Annotated in this window: 23 protein-coding genes and 1 pseudogene; 8 read left to right on the forward strand and 16 right to left on the reverse strand. The window is 62.1% G+C overall.

Going from position 1 to position 22,165, the window contains the following annotated elements; all coding sequences use genetic code 11:
- Window positions 1-20: 20 nt before the first annotated feature.
- The 8 genes from AC070A_RS32495 to AC070A_RS32530 form a co-directional block, all read right to left on the reverse strand.
- The gene (locus AC070A_RS32495; protein WP_162728159.1) at window positions 21-293 is read right to left on the reverse strand and encodes a hypothetical protein; all 273 of its coding nucleotides are present in this window, start codon (window positions 291-293) and stop codon (window positions 21-23) included.
- Window positions 294-342: 49 nt separating this feature from the next.
- Window positions 343-789: a type II toxin-antitoxin system VapC family toxin gene (locus AC070A_RS32500; protein ID WP_112996721.1), complete on the reverse strand. Its 447-nt coding sequence runs from the start codon at window positions 787-789 to the stop codon at window positions 343-345.
- Window positions 790-803: 14 nt separating this feature from the next.
- Window positions 804-1,586: an ABC transporter permease gene (locus tag AC070A_RS32505; protein WP_112996720.1), complete on the reverse strand. Its 783-nt coding sequence runs from the start codon at window positions 1,584-1,586 to the stop codon at window positions 804-806.
- Window positions 1,587-1,588: 2 nt separating this feature from the next.
- Window positions 1,589-2,767, reverse strand: a complete 1,179-nt coding sequence (locus AC070A_RS32510; protein ID WP_112996719.1) for an ABC transporter permease — start codon at window positions 2,765-2,767, stop codon at window positions 1,589-1,591.
- Window positions 2,764-3,843: an ABC transporter ATP-binding protein gene (locus AC070A_RS32515; protein WP_113480269.1), complete on the reverse strand. Its 1,080-nt coding sequence runs from the start codon at window positions 3,841-3,843 to the stop codon at window positions 2,764-2,766. Before AC070A_RS32515 ends, AC070A_RS32510 begins: the two co-directional genes overlap by 4 nt.
- 89 nt (window positions 3,844-3,932) lie before the next feature.
- Window positions 3,933-4,985, reverse strand: a complete 1,053-nt coding sequence (locus AC070A_RS32520) for an ABC transporter substrate-binding protein (protein ID WP_082615817.1) — start codon at window positions 4,983-4,985, stop codon at window positions 3,933-3,935.
- Between the two features lie 198 nt (window positions 4,986-5,183).
- Window positions 5,184-5,924: an SDR family NAD(P)-dependent oxidoreductase gene (locus AC070A_RS32525; RefSeq protein WP_057250330.1), complete on the reverse strand. Its 741-nt coding sequence runs from the start codon at window positions 5,922-5,924 to the stop codon at window positions 5,184-5,186.
- 76 nt (window positions 5,925-6,000) lie between these two features.
- Complete coding sequence (locus tag AC070A_RS32530) at window positions 6,001-6,681, reverse strand: GntR family transcriptional regulator (protein ID WP_057250331.1); 681 nt, start codon at window positions 6,679-6,681, stop codon at window positions 6,001-6,003.
- Between the two features lie 184 nt (window positions 6,682-6,865).
- Between AC070A_RS32530 and AC070A_RS32535 the strand changes: the two genes are divergently transcribed.
- The 7 genes and pseudogenes from AC070A_RS32535 to AC070A_RS32565 all read left to right on the forward strand — a co-directional run bounded on the left by AC070A_RS32535 (window position 6,866) and on the right by AC070A_RS32565 (window position 12,352).
- A complete protein-coding gene (locus tag AC070A_RS32535) occupies window positions 6,866-7,915 on the forward strand; it encodes a phosphotransferase enzyme family protein (RefSeq protein ID WP_113480268.1) in 1,050 nt (349 codons plus the stop codon).
- 2 nt (window positions 7,916-7,917) lie between these two features.
- Window positions 7,918-9,234, forward strand: coding sequence for an aspartate aminotransferase family protein (locus tag AC070A_RS32540; RefSeq protein WP_113133700.1), 1,317 nt, complete (start codon window positions 7,918-7,920; stop codon window positions 9,232-9,234).
- A 112-nt stretch (window positions 9,235-9,346) separates the two neighbouring features.
- Window positions 9,347-9,586, forward strand: a pseudogene (locus AC070A_RS32545) (LacI family transcriptional regulator); the annotation flags it as partial.
- Window positions 9,587-9,714: 128 nt separating this feature from the next.
- The gene (locus AC070A_RS32550; protein ID WP_057250337.1) at window positions 9,715-10,281 is read left to right on the forward strand and encodes a TetR/AcrR family transcriptional regulator; all 567 of its coding nucleotides are present in this window, start codon (window positions 9,715-9,717) and stop codon (window positions 10,279-10,281) included.
- A 50-nt stretch (window positions 10,282-10,331) separates the two neighbouring features.
- On the forward strand, window positions 10,332-11,300 hold the full coding sequence (locus AC070A_RS32555; protein WP_113480267.1) for a quinone oxidoreductase family protein: 969 nt from the start codon (window positions 10,332-10,334) through the stop codon (window positions 11,298-11,300).
- Between the two features lie 75 nt (window positions 11,301-11,375).
- Complete coding sequence (locus AC070A_RS32560; protein ID WP_156414629.1) at window positions 11,376-11,738, forward strand: hypothetical protein; 363 nt, start codon at window positions 11,376-11,378, stop codon at window positions 11,736-11,738.
- Window positions 11,739-12,043: 305 nt separating this feature from the next.
- Entirely contained in the window at window positions 12,044-12,352 is a 309-nt protein-coding gene (locus AC070A_RS32565; protein ID WP_057250341.1) for a Y4lK-related protein, read from the forward strand.
- Here the strand turns inward: AC070A_RS32565 and AC070A_RS32570 are convergent.
- Genes AC070A_RS32570 through AC070A_RS32600 form a run of 7 tightly spaced genes read right to left on the reverse strand, consistent with a single transcriptional unit; the run spans window position 12,337 to window position 19,690 of the window.
- Window positions 12,337-14,001, reverse strand: coding sequence for an electron transfer flavoprotein-ubiquinone oxidoreductase (locus AC070A_RS32570; RefSeq protein WP_492383655.1), 1,665 nt, complete (start codon window positions 13,999-14,001; stop codon window positions 12,337-12,339). The genes AC070A_RS32565 and AC070A_RS32570 overlap by 16 nt on opposite strands.
- A gap of 7 nt (window positions 14,002-14,008) precedes the next feature.
- A complete protein-coding gene (locus AC070A_RS32575; protein WP_057251393.1) occupies window positions 14,009-14,950 on the reverse strand; it encodes an electron transfer flavoprotein subunit alpha/FixB family protein in 942 nt (313 codons plus the stop codon).
- A gap of 23 nt (window positions 14,951-14,973) precedes the next feature.
- Window positions 14,974-15,738, reverse strand: coding sequence for an electron transfer flavoprotein subunit beta/FixA family protein (locus tag AC070A_RS32580; RefSeq protein WP_057251392.1), 765 nt, complete (start codon window positions 15,736-15,738; stop codon window positions 14,974-14,976).
- 17 nt (window positions 15,739-15,755) lie between these two features.
- Window positions 15,756-16,613 carry a sugar phosphate isomerase/epimerase family protein gene (locus AC070A_RS32585; RefSeq protein ID WP_057251391.1) on the reverse strand — a complete coding sequence of 286 codons (858 nt, stop codon included), beginning with the start codon at window positions 16,611-16,613 and terminating at the stop codon, window positions 15,756-15,758.
- Between the two features lie 2 nt (window positions 16,614-16,615).
- Window positions 16,616-17,764, reverse strand: coding sequence for a dihydrodipicolinate synthase family protein (locus AC070A_RS32590; RefSeq protein ID WP_057251390.1), 1,149 nt, complete (start codon window positions 17,762-17,764; stop codon window positions 16,616-16,618).
- Window positions 17,765-17,771: 7 nt separating this feature from the next.
- Window positions 17,772-18,551: a 3-ketoacyl-ACP reductase gene (locus AC070A_RS32595; RefSeq protein WP_057251389.1), complete on the reverse strand. Its 780-nt coding sequence runs from the start codon at window positions 18,549-18,551 to the stop codon at window positions 17,772-17,774.
- Window positions 18,548-19,690 (reverse strand): acyl-CoA dehydrogenase family protein, encoded by a 1,143-nt coding sequence (locus AC070A_RS32600; RefSeq protein WP_057251388.1) that lies wholly within the window; start codon window positions 19,688-19,690, stop codon window positions 18,548-18,550. Before AC070A_RS32600 ends, AC070A_RS32595 begins: the two co-directional genes overlap by 4 nt.
- A 155-nt stretch (window positions 19,691-19,845) precedes the next feature.
- Here AC070A_RS32600 and AC070A_RS32605 point away from each other — a divergent pair, with 155 nt between their 5' ends.
- A complete protein-coding gene (locus tag AC070A_RS32605; RefSeq protein WP_113479798.1) occupies window positions 19,846-20,862 on the forward strand; it encodes an aldo/keto reductase in 1,017 nt (338 codons plus the stop codon).
- Between the two features lie 39 nt (window positions 20,863-20,901).
- On the opposite strand, the gene AC070A_RS32610 is transcribed toward AC070A_RS32605, so the two are convergent.
- Window positions 20,902-22,161 carry a glycerate kinase type-2 family protein gene (locus tag AC070A_RS32610; RefSeq protein ID WP_057251386.1) on the reverse strand — a complete coding sequence of 420 codons (1,260 nt, stop codon included), beginning with the start codon at window positions 22,159-22,161 and terminating at the stop codon, window positions 20,902-20,904.
- Window positions 22,162-22,165: the final 4 nt, after the last annotated feature.

Below are 22,165 nucleotides of genomic sequence, written 5' to 3' on the forward strand. Positions count from 1 at the left end.
CATCATCGCAAACGCATTGCTCAGGGATGGCCGCATATGGGAACCAACCCGTACTTGACCAACACGGATACTCTAGCTTTCGCAATCGCATCTCGTCGCGCCTTGATGATGGGAGTGATCGAGGTGGGCAGATCGGAAAATGCTTCAATGGTCTCGAAGACCGCAACCTCGAGATTGGCCATGGTTTTTCCGCCGGCGGAAACCGAGGTTCTCGATCCGGTCAACACGACGCCATTCGGATTGAAGCCGGATGCGCCCCTGCTTTTGATCAAGGCCAGCCAGCGGATTACCAACGCCGCCGCTTTCGGTGAGACCCATGAGATCGTATTGGCGCAGTCGCCGTCATTTCTCTTCCCCTCCGGCTCCAAGTCGCAAGGGGTTGACGATCTGGAGCCCCTTGACGTCCTTTTCGTTGTCCGTGACCACCACACAATCGTTGGCCCCCGCGACGGCCGCGATGATCATGTCAAGCGCGCTGCGCGGACGACCTGTGGCTTTGCCTTCGGCCATCAATCGCGCCCAGATCAGGGCTGCCTTGTCGTCGAACGGAAGGATACGATTGGCGAACAATTCCTGCGGGCCTTCCGGCCCAGAGAACCAGGCATCAAGCACGTCCCGCTTCTTGCCGCGGGGCTTTTCCAGAATGCCGCGTCGAATTTCGGCAATTGTCAGCGAGGCGACGAACAGATCTTCGTCGCGCTGCTCAGCCCACCAAGCGAGCAGCAGTTCCGAAGGTTGCGGCTTGACGATATTGCTGATGATGTTCGTGTCGAGAAGATAACGTGTCACAGATCGACCTTGCTTTAACGCCGCTCCGCCATGATCGACCGCGACACAACGACAACGAGGCCGATCAAGACCGTTCCTGCGATGAAGAGAAAGGCCGCTGCCGCGATCGCAGGGCTGATATTTTCACGGATGCTGGAAAACATCTGCCGTGCCAACGTCCGCTGGTTCGGGCCTGCGACGAAGAGCGTAAGGACGACTTCGTCCAACGACGTCGCAAAGGCGAGCACGGCGCCAGAGAGTACGCCCGGCATGGCGAGCGGCAGGGTGATACGGCGGAACACCCTGGCCGGCGAAGCTCCGAGGCTCTGGGCCGCAAGCTCGACGCGTTCGTCGATGCCGGCCAGCGCACCGGTGACGCTCACCACCACAAAGGGCACCGCCACGACTGTGTGGGCAATGATCACGCCGATATAACTGTTGGTGAGGCCAAAGCCCGCCAGCAGCACTTGCATGCCGACACCCAGCACGACGGCCGGCACCACCATGGGCAGCAGGAAGAGTGTGCGCATCGAGCCGCGAAAGAGAACAAGGCGGTTGCGCAGGCCCAGCGACGCGGCCGTGCCAAGAGCGGTTGCGAGCAACGTCGTGCCCGTGCCGATGATCAGGCTGTTGAAGATTGCCCGTCGCCAGGCGTCCGCGAAGAAGAGTTCCTCGAACCAGCGCAGGGACCACGACGGGATTGGATAGGTGAGGATCACGCTCGAGGTGAAGGCGAGCGGCAGGATGGCAATGAGTGGCGCGACGAGGAAGATGATCGTCAGCATGGCGAAGGTGGCTTTGGCAACTTTCATCGGCATGGTCAGCGCCCCCCAACTTCGTCGCTGGAGAGCCGCGCGTAGACGCTGTAGAGCAGTAGTGTCGCGACGAGCAGTACGACCCCGAGTGCACCTGCCATGCCCCAGTTCGCCGACCCCGTGGCGTAAAAAGCGATGATCGAGGAGATCATCTGGTCGCTCGGTCCGCCGATCAGCGCCGGCGTGATGTAGTAGCCGATCGCCGAGATGAAGACGAGGAGAGCGCCGGATGCCACACCCCTGAGACTGAGCGGCAGCAGCACACGCAGGAAGGCGCGCAGCGGGTGCGCGCCGAGCGAGGCGGCGGCCGGCATCAGGTTCTTCGGGATGGTGATGAGAACGGAATAGATCGGCAGCACCATGAACGGCAATAGCACATGGGTCATGGCGATGATGACACCGGTCCGGTTGAAGATCAGTGCCAGCGGCGCATCGATGAGGCCGATGGCGCGCAAGAGATCGTTGATGAGACCCTGCTCCTGCAACAGGATGAACCAGGCCGCGGTGCGCACCAGAAGCGACGTCCACAGCGGCAACAGTACGGCGCCAAGCATCAGATCCCGCTTCCAGCCGTCGAGCGAGGCGGCAATGATGGCATAGGGAAAGCCGATACAAACGCAGGCGAAGGTGACAAGCGCGGCGATCCAGAAGGTGCGCATGAGGATCACGCCGTTGACGGATTGGTCGGGCGGCAGATGCTCGATATCACCAGCCGCATTGCGGCCCAGATCGACGGCGGCGAGCAGGTTGCGGTCGGTATAGGGCGAGAGTGCATCTGCGATTGCCAGCCAGAATTCCGGCTTTTCCCAGCGTTTGTCGATGGAAACGAGGTCGACGGGCGGGTTGGCCGTTTCCTTCAATGCACTCGTCGTCTTCCCCATCAGCGTGCGAAAACCCGAGCGGGCGCTGTTGAGGCGCCGCACCATGTCGCCTAGCGCCTGATCGTCGTTGACGGCTTTCAGGTCCTTCATCAGTGCCGTCTGCATGGGAATGGTGGGTGGGGAGTTGCGGTCCCAATCGGCCAGAACCTCGGCGCTGCGTGGCAACAGCCGCAGCACGGCCGGGTCCGACACGGACTGCGACATCATGCTGAAGAGCGGCCAGACGAAGAAGCCGATGAGGAAGAAAAGCAGCGGCGCCAGAAGAAGCAGCGATCGCCCAGTGCGGGAGGAGGCTGCACTCATGGCGCAATGACCCGGCAATCGCCGGCCGAAAACGCCGCGAAGACTTTGGTGCCCGGCGGAAACTCGCGCGACCTTCTGCCGAGCTTGGCGATCAACGGGTGAGTGGCGTTGTGCAATTGCACGCGCAAATGATCGCCCTGATAAACGGAATCCGTAACTTCCGTTTCCAAGACGTTTCGCCCCTCACTCCGCGTCTCGCTGAGATCAACCCGTTCCGGACGGATGGAGAGAAAGACGGATTGGCCGGAAGCGATGCTGCCGGAAACCGCCGACACGATTTGCGCCCCGGAAGGAAGACGCACGGTTGCTTCCGCGCCTTGCACGGTTTCCACGACACCTTCGACGAGATTGGTCTCGCCGATGAATTCGGCGACGAAGCGCGTCGCCGGTTCGTCGTACACCTGGCGGGGTGTACCGATCTGTTCGATCTTGCCCTGGTTGAAGACGGCGACGCGATCCGACATCGTAAGCGCTTCGGACTGGTCATGCGTAACGAAAACGATCGTTAGGCCGAGGCGGCGGTGCAGATCGCGAATGTCGAGCTGCATCTGCTCGCGCAGTTGCTTGTCAAGCGCGCCGAGTGGCTCGTCCATCAGCACGACACGCGGTTCGAAGACGAGCGCCCGGGCAAGCGCCACGCGCTGCTGCTGGCCACCGGAGAGCTGCGAAGGGCGCCGGTCGGAAAGGGTCGAAAGCTGCACCATGTCGAGTGCGCGCTTGACGCGCTCGTCGATCCCCGCCTTGCCAATGCCCCGCATCTGCAGCGGAAAAGCGATGTTGTCGCCGACTGACATATGCGGGAAGAGCGCGTAGCTCTGGAAGACAACACCCATGTCCCGCTTGTAGGTGGGCACCGCATTGATGGCAGTTCCGTCGAGCAGGATCTCGCCCGCGGTCGGCTGCTCGAAGCCAGCGAGCATCATCAGAAGTGTCGTCTTGCCCGAACCGGACGGGCCGAGCAGGCTGACGAACTCACCCTTCCCGATGCCGAGATCGAGATTTTCGACCACGCAGAGCGGGCCGTAGAATTTCGTGATGCGGTCAAATCGAATGAATTCGGCCACGGAAGACTCCATCGCTAAAGGCGAAGGCTGCGTCCTTAAGAAACGCACCCGGCCATGCAGGAAAGGGCGCCCCGCCGGAGCGCCCCTCACCACGGATGTTCTTACTGGGCGAGCCAGGCGTTGAAACGCTGCGTCAGCGTTTCGGCATTGTCGATCCAGAAGTCGACATTGAGCGGGATGGCATCCGTCATGTTGGCAGAATCGGTTGGCAGGTCCTTGGAGAAATCCGCCGGCACTTTGGACGCAGCCTCCTTGTTCGGCAGGCCGTATGCCACGAATTCCGGCAGCTTCGCCTGGTTTTCCGGCAGGCTCGCAAAAGCGATGAAGTCCTGCGCAGCATCCTTGTTCTCCGCATCCTTCAACACCACCCAGCTATCGACTGCATAAATGCTGCCGGGGAAGACAACCTTGAAGTTCTTGCCTTCCGACCGATTGATGCCGGTGATGCGGCCGTTATAGGCCGAAGTCATGGCGACTTCACCCGATGCGAGAAACTGCAACGGCTGTGCGCCGGATTCCCACCAGACGATGTTAGGCTTCAATTCGTCGAGCTTCTTGAAGGCGCGGGCGACCCCCTCCTCCGTGCCGAGAACGTCATAGATCTCATCCTTGGAGACACCATCGGCGAGCAGCGCGAATTCCAGCGTGTATTTTGGGCCCTTGCGCAGCGAGCGCTTACCGGGGAACTTTTCGACGTTCCAGAAGTCCGCCCAGGAAGTCGGGCCTTCCTTCAGCTTATCGCCGTCATAGGCGATGGCCGTGGACCAGACAATGGCGCCGACACCGCAGTCATTGACGGCGGAATCTAGGAATTTGTCCTTCCCGCCCATCTTGTCCCAGTCGATCTTTTCATAGAGGCCGTCAGCACAGCCGAGCGCCAGTTCTTCGGCCTCCACCTGCACGGCATCCCAGTTCGGTGCGCCGGCCTTCACCTTCGACTGGATGACGCCGATGCCGCCGTCCCAGGCTTCGTCGAGTACCGGCTTGCCGATCTTTTCGGAGAACGGTTTGAAGTAGATGTTGCGCTGGGCATCCTGATAGTTTCCGCCCCATGAGACGACTGTGAGATCTCGCGCGAAAACCGGCGCAACAAGACCCGCCGACAGAACGACGGCCGCCGCCGCCAGGACACCCGACTTAAAGATTGTCTTCATGGCATTCCCCTTTTCTTCGTTTATGAAAGAGCCTCTGCGGCTCCGATGACGATCCCATGCAGACCGTTGACCCCGTCCTGTTTGCGGCGGTGGCTGCGGCCTCACCGGCCTTCGCGCCCTTTCTCCCCTGGGCGTTTCGACCGATGGATGCGTTCTGGTCATTGCCGGTCAACGGGGTTCTCCCGGTTTTGACCGTTGTCAGACGTGCTGCCCTCCGTTGATGTGGATTTCCGCGCCGTTGATGTAGGACGACGGCTCGGTGCAGAGGAAATAGATAGTCTCCGCGACTTCGCGCGGTTCGCCCAGCCTTCGCATCGGCACTTCCGCCGCCACCAGTTCATCCGTTCCGGGCGACAGGATCGACGTTTCGATCTCGCCCGGCGCGATGGCATTCGCCCTTACGCCGCGTTGGCCGAATTCGTGCGCCATTTCGCGGGTCAGTGAGGCAAGCGCCGCCTTGGACGCCGCATAGGCAACGCCTGCGAAAGGGTGAACGCGAGAGCCGGCGATGGACGTAACATTGACGATCGAGCCCTTCGCCGCTTCCAGTTCCGGCATGAGCGCGCGGGCGATCAAAGCGGTCGAGACAAGATTGACGTTGAGCACCTGCGTCCAGACATCGGCATCCGTATCCAGCACACCGAGGCGGCTCTTGCCCGGCCCCTTCGGAGAAATGCCGGCATTGTTGACGAGCGCGTGCAGCTGACCGTTCGGCAGGCGCTCGCGCACGGTCGCTGCCAGGCGGTCAATCTGCGTGAGATCCGCAAGGTCCGCCTGGATATGGCTCTCGCGGGCGGACGGCCAGGCGCATTCCTCGGAAAAGGACTGGCGGGATACGGTGAGAATGCGCCAGCCCTTCGATTGGAAGAGCTTGACCGTCGCATGCCCGATCCCGCGGCTCGCTCCCGTAAGCAACATGTAGCGGCATTCTTCGGTCATGCGAGCGCTCCCTCTTGATGCTTGATACATCGTAATGAGCCGACCATGAATTGCAAGCCTCCTCTTCCAGGCGGTGTCAGGCCGGGCGCGCCTCCCGCTCACTGCCCCGTTCGATGCGCTCGAGGATCGGCTTGCCACCGAGCAGGATGTCGTCGACGATCGCCATCGAGGCGGCGGCGGAATCGTGCCGTTTCAGGGCTTCGACAACCGGGTAGTGATGGTCGATCATCGCACGTCCGCCCTCTATATAAGCATCGGAAATGTGCGGTCCCATCTGCAGCCAGAGCCGCCGCAGGATGCCGTTCAGCACCGGCAGCCCGGCGATCTGCGGCAGCAGGAAGTGGAAGGCCTGGTTGAGTTGCGTGCCCTTCAGCCGGTCGCCAGCCTCGATTGCTTGTTCGTTTTCGCGCAAGATCCGTTCCAACGCTTCGATATCCGCGCTCGTCGCCACTTGGGCGGCAGTCTCCGCCGCCAGCCCCTCCAGGCGCACCCGTATTGCACGGATCTCGCGGTAGCGGTTTTCGCTCAAACCCGGGATGCGGATGTCACGCGGCGAGCGGAAGATGATCGCCTCGTCATTGGCAAGCCGAAGGATTGCGTCGCGGATCGGCGTGACGCTCGTGCCGAATTGCTCTGCCAGATCCCGGATCTTCAGCCGATCGCCAGGTTGGAACCGTCCCTGGATCAGGGCATCGCACAACGCACCATAAACGACGCTGTTGAGGTTCTCATGATCCAGTGACGTGAATTGAGGCATGGAATTGGTCCGCAAATTGGAATAACAAGATACTTGATGCATCTTTTTTGCTGTGTTTCAAGTATGACATGTCGCGGCCACAATTCGCCAAACGGCACGGCGCGGCAATGTAGTCGTCGCCGTGGCCAGCAGACGGGCAGAGACAATTGAAGGAAATGCGGGCGACCGCGCCAACGGAGCAAGCATGACGGAGCCATTGCCCACCGCCAAGAACGCCGATTCCATGTCGGCGACATGGAGCGCGACATCGCTTTCCGATGCGGAGGCGGCGGTGAAGCAGGTCTATGGCGCGAGCGGCACGATCAGGCGGCTTTCAAGCGAAAGGGACGAGACCTTTCTTTTCACCCGCTCGGACGGAACGGACTTCATCCTCAAGATTGCCAATCCCGCCGAAGACCCGGCCTCGCTTGAATTCCAGGACGGTGCGCTACTGCATCTGGAGGCTGCGGCCCCCAACGTACCGGTGCCAAGGCTCATGCTCACGAAAACCGGAGCGCCGAGCCACACGCTTTCCACCTCCGATGGCCCGCGCGTCATGCGTCTGCTGACCTTCCTCGGCGGCGAACTGCAATACCGCACCTCGGCCTCAGAGAGGCAGAGCCGCAACGTCGGCCGGGCGCTCGCGGAACTTGGACTAGGCCTCGAGGACTACGATGGCCGGCCGCCCGCCGGGAAGTTGATGTGGGACATTTCCCATACGCTCGATCTGGTCGCCTTAGTCGACCATGTCGGCATCGAGCGCCGAGCGCAGGTGGAAGCCATACTCGCCGAGTTCGAGCGGTCGCTGCCGGCGATCGCCGCGATCACGCGCCGGCAGATCATCCATAACGATTTCAACCCGCACAACATCCTGCTCGATCCGGCAGAGCCGACGAAGGTCGTTGGCATCATCGACTTCGGCGACATGGTGCATGCGCCGCTGATCAATGACCTTGCCGTCGCCCTCTCCTATCACCTTGCGACCGACAACTGGGCCGCCCGCACCGGTGCCTTCCTCGAAGGCTTCCTGTCGGCGCGCGCGCTGGAGCCGGCCGAAATCGAGCTGCTACCGCTTCTCGCCCGTTCCCGCCTCGCCATGTCCATCATCATCGCGGAGTGGCGTTCCGCGCGCTTTCCTGAGAACCAGACCTATATCATGCGTAACCACGCTACCGCATGCCGCGGCCTGCAGAACATAGTCGATCTCACTCCGGCCGGGCTGAAACGGCTCGCGCCCAACCTTTCCGAGGCTTGATCATGTCGATGGTGAATGCTTTTTCGCGTGCAGATTTCGAGCGGCTCGGCGAGAGCGAACGGGCGCTTATCGCCCGCCGAGAAAAAGTGCTCGGTCCCGCCTACCGCCTGTTTTACGAAAAGCCACTGCATCTTGTGCGCGGCGAAGGCGTTTTTCTCTACGACGCGGCCGGCGAGCGCTATCTCGACGCCTACAACAACGTCGCCTCGCTCGGCCATTGCCATCCGCGCGTGGTGGAGGCGATCACGAAGCAGACGGCCGTGCTCAACACCCACACACGCTACCTGCACGAAGGCATCGTCGACTATGCCGAGACGCTGACGGCCACCTTTCCCGAGGCGCTCAGCCAAGCCATGTTCACCTGCACTGGCAGCGAGGCGAACGATCTCGCCGTGCGCATTGCCCGCTTCGTCACTGGAGGCACCGGCATCATCGCGACGGACCTCGCCTATCACGGCCTGACGAACGCAGTTGCCGAATTCTCGCCGTCGCTCGGCGAATCCGTGACGCTCGGCCCGCATGTGCGCACCGTGCCGGCGCCGGACAGCTACCGTCACTCGCCCGAAGAGATGGTGGAAAAATTCGGCCGCGACGTGCGCGACGCAATCGCCGATCTCAAGCGTCACGGTATCAAGCCGGCCATGCTGATCACCGATACCATCTTTTCCAGCGACGGCATCTTCGAGGGCCCGAAAGGTTTTCTCAAGCCGGCGGTGGACGCGATCCACGACGCTGGCGGCCTCTTCGTCGCCGACGAAGTGCAGCCCGGCTTCGGCCGCACGGGCGAAACCATGTGGGGTTTCGAACGCCACGGCGTTGCCCCAGACATGGTGACGATCGGCAAGCCAATGGGCAACGGCTATCCGATGGCGGGCATAGTGCTGCGCCCCGAGGTGATCGCCGAGTTCGGCCCAAAAGCGCGTTATTTCAATACGTTCGGCGGCAATCCGGTCGCCGCCGCGGCCGGCAAGGCGGTGCTCGACACGATCCGCATTGAAGGCCTGCAGCGGAATGCGCTGGAGGTCGGTTGTTACCTGATGGACGGCCTCAAGAGCCTTTCCGATCGCTATCACGCCATCGGGGACGTGCGCGGTTCCGGTCTCTTCATCGGCGTCGAGATCATCGCTGACCCAGCCGCCAAGAGCCCCGATGCTGCGCTGACGACCCGGATCGTCAATGGTCTGCGAGAGCGCCGCATCCTCATCAGCGCCTCCGGCCCCAATGCCAATGTTCTAAAAATCCGGCCACCCCTCGTCTTTTCCCGCGAGAATTCGGACATGCTTTTGGATGCATTTGGCGACGTGTTGAAGTCGCTCTGAACAAGAGGCATCGCGCCAAAGTCGACGTGCTCTTTTGCGTGCGATCTTTCGGGAATTGCGGTTGTCTGAACCATCCCAGACGCCGACCCAAGGCTATCGCCCGGCGATCAACCGGGGGCTTGTCGAAGCCGGGATAATACCGGGGCGAGACATGGCGATCATCGGACGCCAAAGCCCGCATTCGCAATTCCTGTCGCCCCGCCTGACATCCTTCAGCCTATCGCTACGCGACCTCGGGATTGCACTTGCTGAATCGCTCCCGGCGACGATGCCTGCCTTTGCAGACATCTACCCGACGAGAGCAGCGCGAATCCTCTGGCCCATGGCTCTCGTCCCCGGCGAAGGCGACTGAGCAACATTCGATCCTGATGTTTGAGGATTATCCCAAAGGGAGCATCGCTTCACTGAGCTCCCATGTTGGTTCGACGGCTCGCCATGTTCTTTCTTGACAGATCGTTCCAGAATACCTAAATCACGCACATGGCAAGGACAAAGGAATTCGATAGGACACAGGCGCTGGATGACGCCATCCAGGTGTTTCGCGAACATGGCTTCGAGGGCACGTCCACCGAAATGCTCGTACGGGCAATGAAGATTGGCCGGCAGAGTCTCTATGATACGTTCGGCGACAAATGGAAGCTCTATTGCCTTGCCGTGGAGCGCTACGCCGCCGCGGAAACGGACGCCCACATCGCCATGCTGCATGGCGCGCCGCGTGCCCGGGACGGAATCCGGGAGATGATGGAGCGAGTGGCCGAGAATGCCTCCCAGCCGTGTCTTGGCGTGAGCTCAATCTGCGAGTTCGGTCAGAGCCGGCCTGATCTTACAGCAATTCATCAGGTCGCTGACCGACGACTGAAGCATGCTGCCAAGCAACGCATCAGCGAGGCTCAAGCGGACGGGGATTTGAATGCGACGCTCTCCACGGGTGAAGCTGCCAATTTCCTCTTCGCGAACATCGCCGGTATGCGCATCGCAGCGCGCGGCGGCGCGGACTCTGCAGCGCTCAAGACCCTCGCCCACCTCGCGCTTCAGGCGCTGACGTAAGGCAAAATTTTTTGCTAATTTCTGGAATGATTAGTCAAGAAAGGAAGATCATGAAAGCCGTGGTTATGAATGGAATCGGTGGCACCGACATGATGGAATTTGTCGACCTTCCCGACCCGGTCGCCACACCGGGCCATGTGGTGGTCGAAGTCGCCGCTGCAGGCGTGAACTTCATGGATATCGGAGTACGCCAGGGTATGGCATGGACAGACAGGCCGAACCCGAAAATCCTCGGCGTCGAAGGTGCGGGACGCATCGTTGCGCTTGGCGACGGGGTCGATGATTTCGCCATCGAAGACCGGGTCGCCTGGGTCTACGCGCTTGGAAGCTACGCTTCGCACGTCCTGATTTCAGCGGACGCGCTCGTACGACTTCCCGGCACGATTGATGACCAGACGGCGGCCTCCGTCATGATGCAAGGACTGACCGCGAGCCACTTCGCCACCGATTTCTACTCGGTCCAGCCTGGAGACACCGCGCTCGTCCACGCCGCGGCCGGTGGTGTCGGCCTGCTCCTGACACAGATCATCCGGCTGAGGGGGGGAATGGTGATTGGACGCGTTTCGTCCACCGACAAGGTTGAAATCGCAAAGGCAGTTGGCGCGAGCCACGTTATCGTCGACATGGAGGGAACCTTCGCCAATGAGGTTTTGCATCTCACAGGCGGACAAGGTGTAAGCGTCGTTTATGACGGTTCAGGCCCCAAGACGTTTCAGGGATCGATCGCCGCGCTTCGTCGCTCCGGCACGTTCTGCTGGTACGGACCGGTGCTTGGCGGTCCGGGGCCGCTCGACATCATGAGCCTGCCGAAGAGCATCAAGATCGGTTACGCGACATTTTTCGATCACATCAGTACTCCGGACCTTCTTCGCGCCCGTAGCAGACAACTGTTCCGGTGGATTGAGGATGGGTCTCTCAAGCTGCACGTCGGCGGAACCTACCCGCTTTCTGATGCCGCCCGTGCGCATGCCGACATGGAAAGCCGGGGGACCACCGGCAAGCTGTTGCTGGCTCCCTAGGGAAAGACGTCGGAAGCATTGCCAAGACGGTTCCTTCTCGAAGGTGCGAGAAAAGCGCCCGCATTGGGATTTCCATTGAACACAGCGGAAGCGACCCGAACCAATTTCGCCGTCGGAGTTCATGACGATGCCTTATGCGATCCTTTAAGCCCAGAAGGTGATTGGTTCTGCTTTGAGCATCGGCCGGAGATCTGGCCGCCATCAAAGCAAGCTAACCCTGGAAAAGCGCCGGCTGATCGAGCGTGCCGTGGTCATCATTCGGCAGATGCGCGCCCAAGTCGGAATCCCTCCGAGCCGCATTCAGCCGATCCTGTAATCGATCCGCAGACCACCGAGGTGGGCATCGAAAGGCGAAGCGATGACTACGTAAAAGCCGCGCTCCTCGACGCGGCCGATATGATCCGGATCCTTCGGATTATCGTGGATGGGAAGGAATGAGACGGCAGGACGATTCAACCTGGACTTTGGTCTGAAACAGAGTGACAAAGGTCCTAGTTGCATTGCCGAATCTACGTTCCGCCGCCATTGGTACTGAAGCGTCAACCGGCATTGGCCCAACCACCGTTTGCGCTAGTGATCCCAGAGCGCTCCCCCAGCCCCAAGCGAAGAAGCGCTCTGGGATCCATCCCTCTTCTACCCCGAAATCTTGCTCGCGCTTTTGCGCCTAGCGGCCCGCGACGGTTCTGCCTAGCCTGCCCATCGCTAAGGAGGACCTGACATGACCCAAAAGCCAACGGCGCCGGATGAAGGCCAGCGAGATTCCCGCCTTCGTTGATGAGGTAGTTGAGGCCGGCGGCGACATCGGCGAGGTGGGGCACGATATGTATGCGATCGGCGATGTCGACGATCAGAATCAAGCCATCGAGGAGCTCAAAATGACAGGCGACCGATCGGTCGCGGGGGCCTCGGCAAGGGTCGGCGTCAACAGGGCGTCGCTATCCAATTCTTGTCGAAATCACAAGTCGGTCCGCCCTCGCGCATGCATCCCCCTCGTATCCTTTATCCGTAAAGGTCCATGCGGCCCGCCTGCCGAACCTCACATGTTCGGATAGACCGGGCCTTCGCCGCCCTGTGGCGGCACCCAGTTGATGTTCTGGTTCGGGTCCTTGATGTCGCAGGTCTTGCAGTGCACGCAGTTCTGCGCGTTGATGACGAAGACAGGCTTGCCGTCCTTCTCCACCCATTCGTAGACCCCGGCCGGACAGTAGCGCGTCGACGGGCCGGCAAAGACGTCGAGTTCCGACGTGCGCTGCAGCTCCGGATCCTTGACCTGCAGGTGGATCGGCTGGTCTTCCTCGTGGTTGGTGTTCGACAGGAACACCGAGGAGAGCCGGTCGAAGGTCAGCACGCCATCGGGCTTCGGGTAATCGATCTTCTGGTGCTGCGCTGCCGGCTCCAGCGACTGGGCATCGGTCTTGCCGTGCTTCAGCGTGCCGAAGAACGAGAAGCCGAACAGCTGGTTGGTCCACATGTCCAAGCCGCCGAGCGCAACGCCGATCGCCGTGCCGAACTTCGACCACAGCGGCTTGACGTTCCTGACCCGCTTCAGGTCCTGGCCGATGGCGCTGTCGCGCCAGCCGCGCTCGATCTCGATCGGCTCGTCATTGGCGCGGCCCGCTTCGATCGCCGCCGCCAGCTTCTCGGCCGCGAGAATGCCCGACAGAACCGCATTGTGGCTGCCCTTGATGCGCGGCACGTTGACGAGACCGGCCGAACAGCCGATCAGCGCGCCGCCGGGGAACGACAGCTTCGGCACCGACTGGTAGCCGCCTTCGGTGATCGCACGCGCACCATAGGAAAGCCGCTTGCCACCCTCGAAGGTGCCGCGGATCGCCGGATGGGTCTTGAAGCGCTGGAACTCCTCGAACGGGAAGAGATAGGGGTTCTTGTAATTGAGGTGCACGACGAAGCCGACCGCGACCAGGTTGTCTTCGAGATGATAGAGGAACGAACCGCCGCCGGTCTTCATGCCGAGCGGCCAGCCGAAGGAGTGCTGCACCAGCCCGGGCCGGTGGTTCTCGGGCTTCACCTGCCAGAGCTCCTTCAGGCCGATGCCGAATTTCTGGACGTCGCGATCCCTGGAGAGATCGAATTTCGCAATCAGCTGCTTGGCGAGCGAACCGCGCACGCCCTCGCCGATCAGCGTATATTTGCCCAAGAGCGCCATGCCACGGGCGAAGTTCGGTCCCGGTTCGCCGTTGCGCTCGACGCCCATGTCGCCGGTGGCAACGCCGATGACGGCACCTTCGTCGTTATAGAGCACTTCGGTCGCGGCAAAGCCCGGATAGATCTCGACACCGAGGGCTTCGGCATGGCTTGCCAGCCAGCGACAGACGAGCCCAAGCGAGACGATATAGTTGCCGTGATTGTTCATCAGCGGCGGCATCATGAAATTCGGCAAGCGGATTGAGCCGGCCGGGCCCAAGAACAGGAAGTGGTCGTCCGTGACCTCGGTCTTGAACGGATGATCCGCCTCGTCGCGCCAGCCCGGCAGCAACCGGTCGATGCCGATCGGATCGACGACGGCGCCCGAGAGGATATGCGCGCCGACTTCGGCGCCCTTCTCAAGCACGACGACCGAAAGCTCCGGATTGACCTGCTTCAGCCGGATCGCCGCCGCAAGACCGGCAGGCCCCGCCCCGACGATGACAACGTCGAACTCCATGCTCTCGCGTTCGGGCAGATCAATCATCTCGGCCATGTGTCTTTCAAAGTGCTTTTTCGAATTCAGGCAACGCTTCGAACAGATCGGCAACCAGGCCGTAGTCGGCGACCTGGAAAATCGGTGCCTCTTCGTCCTTGTTGATCGCGACGATAACCTTCGAGTCCTTCATGCCGGCGAGATGCTGGATCGCCCCGGAGATGCCGCAGGCGATGTAGAGATCGGGTGCGACCACCTTGCCGGTCTGACCGACCTGCCAGTCGTTCGGCGCGTAGCCGGCATCGACGGCAGCGCGCGAGGCGCCGACGGCAGCACCGAGCTTGTCGGCAACCGGCAGGATCACTTGCCTGAACTTTTCCGAGGAACCGAGCGCGCGACCACCGGAGATGATGATCTTGGCCGAGGTCAGTTCCGGGCGGTCGGACGACGACAGCGCGTCGGCGACGAAGGAGGAAACACCCGGGTTGGCGGCAGCCGCGACGCTTTCGATCGCGGCCGAACCGCCTTCAGCGGCGGATGCGAAGGAGGCGGTGCGCACGGTGATGACGCGCTTGGCTTCCGTCGTCTGCACCGTCTGGATGGCGTTGCCGGCATAGATCGGGCGTTTGAAGGTATCGGCAGAGACCACCTCGATGATTTCCGAGACCTGGGCGACGTCGAGCAGCGCTGCGACGCGCGGCAGGACGTTCTTGCCGACCGAGGTCGCGGCTGCGACGATCGTGTCGTAGTTGCCGGCGAGCGAGACGATGAGGGCTGCCAGCGGCTCTGCGAGGTTGTTGGCAAGCGAGGCGTCGTCGGCGACTAGCACCTTGGAGACGCCAGCGAGCTTGGCGGCCTGCTCGGCCGCGACCTTGGCGCCGGCACCGGCAACGAGGATGTGCACATCGCCTCCAGTCCCACTGACGATCTTGGAGGCTGCGGTCAGCGCCTTGGCGGTCTGGTCGGAAAGGTGGTTGCTGGCGTGGTCAGCCAGAAGAAGAATGGCCATGATGATGTCTCCCTTTCCTGAACTTAGAGCACGCCGGCTTCGACTTTAAGCTTTTCGACGAGCTCGGCGACCGACTTGACCTTGATGCCGGCCTTGCGGCCCGACGGCTCCTCGGTCTTCAGCACCTTGAGGCGGCCAGCGGTGTCGACGCCGAAGTCCGCAGGGGTGTGTCTGTCGAGCGGCTTCTTCTTCGCCTTCATGATGTTCGGCAGCGAGGCGTAGCGCGGTTCGTTGAGGCGCAGGTCGGTGGTGACAACTGCCGGCAGCTTGATGTCGATGGTCTGCAGACCGCCGTCGACTTCGCGCGTCACCCTTGCTGTGCCCTCTGGTGCCTTGCCATCGCCGATCTCGACCTTGGAGGCAAAGGTGCCCTGGGCCCAGCCGAGCAAAGCCGACAGCATCTGGCCGGTCTGGTTGCTGTCATCATCGATCGCCTGCTTGCCGACGATGATCAGGCCCGGCTGTTCGGCCTCGGCAACGCCCTTGACGATCTTGGCCACAGCGAGCGGCTCGACCTGGTCTTCGGTCTCAACCAGGATGGCGCGGTCAGCGCCCATGGCAAGGGCCGTGCGCAGCGTCTCTTCGGCCTTGGCCGGACCAACGGAAACGACGACGACTTCCTCCGCCTTGCCGGCTTCCTTCAGCCTGAGCGCCTCTTCGACCGAGATTTCGTCGAAGGGGTTTATCGACATCTTCACGTTGGCGAGCTCGACGCCCGAACCGTCTGCCTTCACGCGGATCTTGACGTTGTAGTCAACGACACGTTTGACGGTGACCAGGATCTTCATGCATGCCTCCCATATCGTCAGCAGAACGTGCGGAAGCGTTCGACCATCACGTCGAGGACTTCGCCTGGGTCCCGCTTCCACCAGTTGTTTGCAGAAAAAATCTCCACTTCGCAGGGACCGGTATAGCCCGCGTCTTCGACGCTCCGCCGCAAAGCCCTTAGATCGGCTACCCCATCGCCCATCATGCCGCGATCGAGCAACACATCGCGCGTGTCGGGAAGCCAGTCGCAGAGGTGATAGCCGAAAATGCGGTCGGCGCCCGCACGCTGCAAGTGTGCCGCGATCTCACTGTCCCACCACACATGGTAGACATCTATGGCGACGCCGAGGTTGGCCGCGCCGACTGCCTCGCAGATATCGACGGCTTCGCGCAGTGTCGTCAGGCAGGAACGGTTTCCTGCATAAACGGGATTGAGCGGCTCAAGTGCCAGCTTGACGTTTCGGCCCGCGGCATAGGGCGCGATCTCGCCGACACGGTCGGCGACGATCTTCAGGCTCTCGCCGGTGCCCTTGGTGCCCGGATGCACGCCGCCCACCACGATCGTCAGCACCGATGCTCCAAGGCCCGCAGCCATGTCGATCGAGGCCTTCGCCTCGTCGATGACCCTTTGTCGATCGACGGCTTCCGTGCCGACAAGAAACGGCGTCCGGCAGAGACCGGCAACCGAAAGGCCGCTTGCGCGCACTCGTTCGCCAATTTCAATCGCCCGCGAACCGATTTCGCGGCGCCAGAAAACGATCGAGCCGAAGCCGCGCTCGGCGCAAGCATCGATGATACGGTCAGGCGACCACCCTGCCCCGTGACCTTCGAGATTGTGTCCCAGGCTTGCGGTGTTGAGCGCAAGGGCGGAATGGTCCGTCTTGAATTCACGCATGGCTACACTCCATAGAGCGCAAGCAGCTTCTTCATCCGGTCCGCGGCGAGCGTCGGATCGCGCAACAGGCCGCACTGGTCAGCGAGCCGGAAGAGCTCGACGAAATGCGGCAGCGGGCGCATGGCCTGCGCACCGTTCAACATCACGAAGTGATCCTGGAAGCCGTTCAGCCAGGCAAGGAAGACGACGCCGGTCTTGTAGTACTGTGTCGGCGCCCGGAAGATCAGCCGTGCGAGCGGAACAGTCGGATCGAGCGTCGCGCGGAAGCCTGCGCGGTCTCCTTCACCAAGCCGCTCCACCGCGTAAGCCGCAGCCGGCGCCAGGGGATCGAAGATACCGAGCAAGGCGTGCGAGAAACCTTCACTGTCGCCCTCAATCAGTTCAGGGTAGTTGAAATCGTCGCCCGTATACATCTTCACGCCGGCCGGCAGCCGGCGGCGCATGACGATCTCCTTGTCCTTATCGAGGAGAGAGATCTTTATGCCGTCGACCTTGGCCGTATTCTCGTCGATGACGGCAAGTGCGGTTTGCATAGCCGGTTCGAAATCTCTGCCGCCCCAATAACCGGCGAGCTGCGGATCGAACATCTCGCCGAGCCAGTGCAGGATCACAGGCGCGTCGCAGGCGGCCAGCACATCGCAGTAGACCTTGATGTAATCTTCGGGTCGCTGCGCGACCCGCACCAAGGCGCGAGACGCCATGAGGATAAGGCGCCCGCCGACCTTCTGGATCGCCTCAACTTGCTCCAGGTAGGCTCTTCGAACGTCATCGATGCTGGTGACGGTCGCTGGATCGAGGTGGTCCGTACCGCAGCCATTGGCGACAAGGGCGTCCGGCAGCTCCTCACGCGTGCGACGGATGAGTTCCAGGGCGCCTGGCCAGTCGAGGCCCATGCCGCGTTGCGCCGTATCCATCGCCTCGGCGATCCCGAGCCCCAAGCTGGCAAGATAGCGGCGGAACTCCATCGTCTTTGCCCAGTCAATCGCGGCTCTACCGGACGGGTCATTGGCGGCGAATGGGTCGGCGACCACGTGAGCTGCGGAATAGACAACGCGCGCCGGGTTCTTGCCAAGTGTCGCAGCCGCGATCGGCTTGCCACTCAGGGCATAGTCAGACAGGCGGCCATCGGTATCGGGAAGCGCGATTTTCATGGGAACCTCAAAAGCGCGGGACGAGCATGCCGGCATCGGCCGGGATCGTCATTCCGGTGGTGTAGGGAAGACGTCCCGTCGCAAGCGATGCGATCAGGGCGCCGACTTCTTCAGGTCTTCCGACACGCGGAAAGAGCGTGAGCCCCCGTTCCGCCCGCTCGCGATAGGCATCGATGACGGGTGCCGTCATCTCCGTTGCAATCAGACCCGGCTGGACGTCGTAGACGGCGACCTCCTCCCGTCCGAGCCGGACGGCCAGCGCCTTCGAGACCATCGCGGCGGCGGCTTTCGACGCGCAGTATTCCGACCGCTGTTCGGCCACGGCGACAGCGTTCGACGAGGTGACGTTGATGATCGCGTGGAAGAGCGGCCCTTTGCTGCGGGCAAGCAGCCGCCGCGCAAAAGCCTGGCTCAGAAAGAACATGCCTTTGGTATTGACGGCGAAGCAACGGTCCCAGCTGTCCTCCGACACCTCCAGCATGTCGCCACGCCGGAGAACACCGACACCCGCATTGTTGACAAGCGTGGTGATCGGACCGAGTTCAGCCTCAATAGCCGCAAGTGCCGCGCCGTGGCCAGCGATCGCGCTGACATCGAACGCCGCAGCCATGACCGGAACCCCGTGGGTGGCTAGGCGCTCGACCGCCGAGGGCAGCTCTGCATCGCCCGGCGGTCCGTTGACCGCGACAGCGAAGCCTTCGCGCGCCAGAGCTTCAGCTGCAGCAAGCCCGATACCGCGCGACGAACCGGTCACGAGCGCGACCGGGCGAAGGTCAGACCCGGTCATGCCCGTGCGCCCTTCTTCAGCAGTTCGCGCGCGATTATCATGCGCTGGATCTGGTTCGTGCCCTCATAGATCTGCGTGATCTTGGCATCGCGGTAGAGGCGCTCGACCTCAAAGCCGCGAATGTAGCCGGAGCCACCGAAGACCTGCACCGCATCTGCCGTCCGCTGTACGGCGACATCGCCGGCAAAACACTTGGCGATCGAACACGCTTTCGTGGCGTCCGCGCCGCTGTCGATCTTGGAGGCGGCCGAGTGGACGAGCAGGCGCGCAGCCTCGATATCCTTCGCCATGTCGGCCAGCAGCCACTGCACGCCCTGGAAATCGGCAATGGCCTTGCCGAACTGCTTGCGTGTTCCGGCATAGTCCAGAGCCGCCTCGAGGCCCGCCTGAGCGATACCGACCGCGAGCGACGCGATGCCGACACGACCCTTGTCGAGCACCGACATCATCATGTGGAAGCCGCGCCCTTCCGTGCCCAAGAGAGCATCGGCCGAAAGCTTGACGTCGGCGAAGTTCAGCGCGCCGACCTGGCTCGCCCGCTGGCCCATCTTGTGTTCCTTGGGCCCCTTCTCGACGCCCGCCGCGTGCAGGTCGACGATGAAGATCGACATGCCGCGGTTTCCCGCCTCCTTATCGGTGCGTGCCAGCACGAAGCCGTAATCGGCGACCGGCGCATTGTGGATCCAGATCTTGCCGCCATTGAGCCGCCAGCCGTTACCATCGCGTTCAGCCGTTGTGCGGATGCCCGAAACATCGGTACCGGCCTCCGGCTCGGTGATGCAATAGGCGACCTTGGCGCGCATACCGAGGATATCCGGAAGCATGGCCTGCTGGCTTTCGGTCCCGTGGCGGACGAGCAAGGTCGAGATGAGCTCGATCAGGCCGCACTGATCGGCAACCGAAGCGTAGCCACGGCTGAGCTCTTCCATCACCAGCGCGTAGGTGAGCGTATCGAACCCTGGCCCACCAAGCGCTTCCGGCACGCCAATACCGAAAAGCCCCAGCTTTGCCATTTCGTCGTAAAGCCCTGCGGGGAAGCGCTCCTCACGATCGAGCTCCTCGGCCATCGGGCGGATCATTTCGTCGGCAAAGGCACGCGCCATCTCGCGCACCTGCTCCTGCGTTTCGGTGAGATACATCTGCCTCGCCTCATCTCTAGTAACTATCTAGTTACATATATTCTGAGGCCAGATGTCGTCAAGACGAAAAACTTGGAGACCGGAAAGGATGCTGCTTGCACAGCTGGTTAGGGGCATGCATAGTATTCACCATTCAGTTACTTAAGGAGGAAAACATGCACCCTGGCCAAAAGCGAAAATTCGGGCGGACTGATCTGGAGGTAACCGCGTTCGGCTTCGGAACAGCACCGCTCGGAAACATCTTTCGCGAGATCGACGAGGCGACCTCGGAAGCGATGTTCGCACGCGCCTGGGAGGCCGGCGTCCGCTTCTTCGACACCGCACCGATGTACGGCCACGGCCTTGCCGAACTGCGCACGGGGCACGCGCTACGCTGGAAGGAGCGCGACGAATTCGTTCTTGCCTCCAAGGTCGGACGACTTCTGCGTCCGGCGCGACGCAATACCATCGATTTTGCCCCTTGGACGAATGCCGCACCCTTCACCATGCATTTCGACTACAGCTATGACGGCACCATGCGCGCCTTCGAAGACAGTCTGCAGCGGCTGGGGCTGGAGCACATGGACATGTGCTTCATCCACGACATCGACGTCTTCACGCGCGGCAGCGAGCAGCCGGAAGTATTCGAACAGGCTATGGACGGCGCCTGGCGGGCGCTGGAAAAGCTGCGAGCGGAAAAGGTCGTCAAGGCGATCGGCGTCGGCGTCAACGAATGGCAGGTCTGCCATGAAGCCTTGCTGCGTCACGACTTCGACTGCTTCCTGCTTGCCGGACGCTACACGCTCCTGGAACAGGAAGCGCTCGATACCTTCCTACCGCTCTGCCAGGAGCGCGGCGCAGCCGTCGTCGTGGGCGGTGGCTTCAACTCGGGCATTCTGGCAACCGGCGCCAAGGAAGGCGCCAAGTACAACTATGCGCCGGCACCGCGCGAGATCCTGGAGAAGGTTACAAAGATCGAGGCCGTCTGTGCCGACCATGACGTGCCGCTGGCCGCGGCCGCGCTGCAGTTCGTCGTCGCACATCCCGCCGTCCCATCCTTCATGGCCGGCACGCGCACGCTCGCGCAACTCGAACAAAACCTCGCCTGGTTCTCGCATCCGATCTCATCAGACTTCTGGGCGGACCTCAAGCGCAAGGGCCTGCTGCGAGAAGACGCACCCGTTCCAGCCTGAGCAGCAACCGCACCCGCGCCGGCGACGGCGCGGGCTCTCTTATCGGATCAGGATTGCCCGGAAGTCGTTCACGTTGGTTCCGGTCGGACCAGGCACGAACAGATCGCCCAGGTGATGGAAGGCTGTCCAGGCATCGTTGTCGGCGAGCAAGGTCGAAGGATCGCGTCCCAGTTTCCGCAAGCGTTCCATGCTCTGCCCATCGGCAAAAGCACCGGCATTGTCTTCGGAGCCATCGATCCCGTCGGTATCGGCAGCGATTGCCGAAAAGCCAATTCCTTCAGCCGCAAGGGCAAGGGACAGCAGAAACTCCGTGTTGCGCCCGCCTTTACCACTTCCCTTGATCGTAACGGTGGTTTCTCCGCCCGAAAGAATAACGATAGGGCGCGCGAAAGGGCGGCCGCGAGCAGCGACTTCACGCGCGATTGCCGCGTGAACGCGGGCAACGTCTCGGGCCTCGCCCTCGATGGAATCCGACAGGATAACGGCGGGCACGCCAAGTGACGCGGCGCGCTCAGCAGCGGCCTCCAGTGAAAGACTGGCCGAGGCGATCACCCGAACCTCGTTGCCGGCGAAGACCGGATCGCCCGGCAACGGTGCCAGGCCTTCGTTGCCTTCCAACCACGCGGCGACCCGCGCCGGAAGGTCAATGCCCCAGGTCTTGACCAGTGTACGCGCGTACGCGCGATCCGCCGTGTCGGGGATGGTCGGTCCACTGGCAACCTGCGCCGGGTCGTCACCCGGCACATCCGACACCACCAACGTCACGACCTTTGCCGGATGACAGGCGGCGCCAAGGCGCCCGCCCTTGATGCCCGAAACCTGTTTGCGAATGGCGTTCATGACCGAGATCGGCGCGCCACTCGAAAGCAGCGCTTCGTTCAGCATCGCTTCGTCTTCCAGTGTCAGCGGACCCGGCGGAGACGGCAGCAGGGCCGAACCACCGCCGCATATCAACGCGATAACGAGGTCGTCTTCCGTAAGATGCCGCACAGCTTCGAACAGCGCATTGGTGGCCTCCAGTCCAGCGGCATCTGGTACGGGGTGAGCGGCCTCGAGTACGCGGATGCGCTCGCACGGGACGGCATATCCATAGCGCGTCACGACAACACCTTCGAGTGGACCATGCCAGAGCCTCTCGAAAGCGGCGGCGAGTTGCGCCGCGCCCTTGCCCGCACCAATGACCACAGTCCGTCCCCGCGGCTCGCTCGGGAGATTGGCGCGCAGGGCATTCTCCGGATCTGCGGCTTCGATCGCCGCGTGAAAGAAGGTTGTTAGGAGTTCTTTGTCGTCAGGTTCCATGAGA

It is taken from the genome of Ensifer sp. GW101-20A05, from assembly GCF_059424735.1.

Excerpts from the sequence above, each read along its gene's own strand:
- AC070A_RS32535 (WP_113480268.1), top strand. The coding sequence starts at position 6,866 with ATGACGGAGCCATTGCCCACCGCCAAGAACGCCGATTCCATGTCGGCG.
- AC070A_RS32595 (WP_057251389.1), bottom strand. The coding sequence starts at position 18,551 with ATGACCGGGTCTGACCTTCGCCCGGTCGCGCTCGTGACCGGTTCGTCG.
- AC070A_RS32540 (WP_113133700.1), top strand. The coding sequence starts at position 7,918 with ATGTCGATGGTGAATGCTTTTTCGCGTGCAGATTTCGAGCGGCTCGGC.
- AC070A_RS32515 (WP_113480269.1), bottom strand. The coding sequence starts at position 3,843 with ATGGAGTCTTCCGTGGCCGAATTCATTCGATTTGACCGCATCACGAAA.
- AC070A_RS32585 (WP_057251391.1), bottom strand. The coding sequence starts at position 16,613 with ATGCGTGAATTCAAGACGGACCATTCCGCCCTTGCGCTCAACACCGCA.
- AC070A_RS32610 (WP_057251386.1), bottom strand. The coding sequence starts at position 22,161 with ATGGAACCTGACGACAAAGAACTCCTAACAACCTTCTTTCACGCGGCG.
- AC070A_RS32580 (WP_057251392.1), bottom strand. The coding sequence starts at position 15,738 with ATGAAGATCCTGGTCACCGTCAAACGTGTCGTTGACTACAACGTCAAG.
- AC070A_RS32605 (WP_113479798.1), top strand. The coding sequence starts at position 19,846 with ATGCACCCTGGCCAAAAGCGAAAATTCGGGCGGACTGATCTGGAGGTA.
- AC070A_RS32525 (WP_057250330.1), bottom strand. The coding sequence starts at position 5,924 with ATGACCGAAGAATGCCGCTACATGTTGCTTACGGGAGCGAGCCGCGGG.
- AC070A_RS32550 (WP_057250337.1), top strand. The coding sequence starts at position 9,715 with ATGGCAAGGACAAAGGAATTCGATAGGACACAGGCGCTGGATGACGCC.
- AC070A_RS32590 (WP_057251390.1), bottom strand. The coding sequence starts at position 17,764 with ATGAAAATCGCGCTTCCCGATACCGATGGCCGCCTGTCTGACTATGCC.
- AC070A_RS32510 (WP_112996719.1), bottom strand. The coding sequence starts at position 2,767 with ATGAGTGCAGCCTCCTCCCGCACTGGGCGATCGCTGCTTCTTCTGGCG.
- AC070A_RS32570 (WP_492383655.1), bottom strand. The coding sequence starts at position 14,001 with ATGGCCGAGATGATTGATCTGCCCGAACGCGAGAGCATGGAGTTCGAC.
- AC070A_RS32520 (WP_082615817.1), bottom strand. The coding sequence starts at position 4,985 with ATGAAGACAATCTTTAAGTCGGGTGTCCTGGCGGCGGCGGCCGTCGTT.
- AC070A_RS32530 (WP_057250331.1), bottom strand. The coding sequence starts at position 6,681 with ATGCCTCAATTCACGTCACTGGATCATGAGAACCTCAACAGCGTCGTT.
- AC070A_RS32565 (WP_057250341.1), top strand. The coding sequence starts at position 12,044 with ATGAAGGCCAGCGAGATTCCCGCCTTCGTTGATGAGGTAGTTGAGGCC.
- AC070A_RS32555 (WP_113480267.1), top strand. The coding sequence starts at position 10,332 with ATGAAAGCCGTGGTTATGAATGGAATCGGTGGCACCGACATGATGGAA.
- AC070A_RS32505 (WP_112996720.1), bottom strand. The coding sequence starts at position 1,586 with ATGCCGATGAAAGTTGCCAAAGCCACCTTCGCCATGCTGACGATCATC.
- AC070A_RS32575 (WP_057251393.1), bottom strand. The coding sequence starts at position 14,950 with ATGGCCATTCTTCTTCTGGCTGACCACGCCAGCAACCACCTTTCCGAC.
- AC070A_RS32600 (WP_057251388.1), bottom strand. The coding sequence starts at position 19,690 with ATGTATCTCACCGAAACGCAGGAGCAGGTGCGCGAGATGGCGCGTGCC.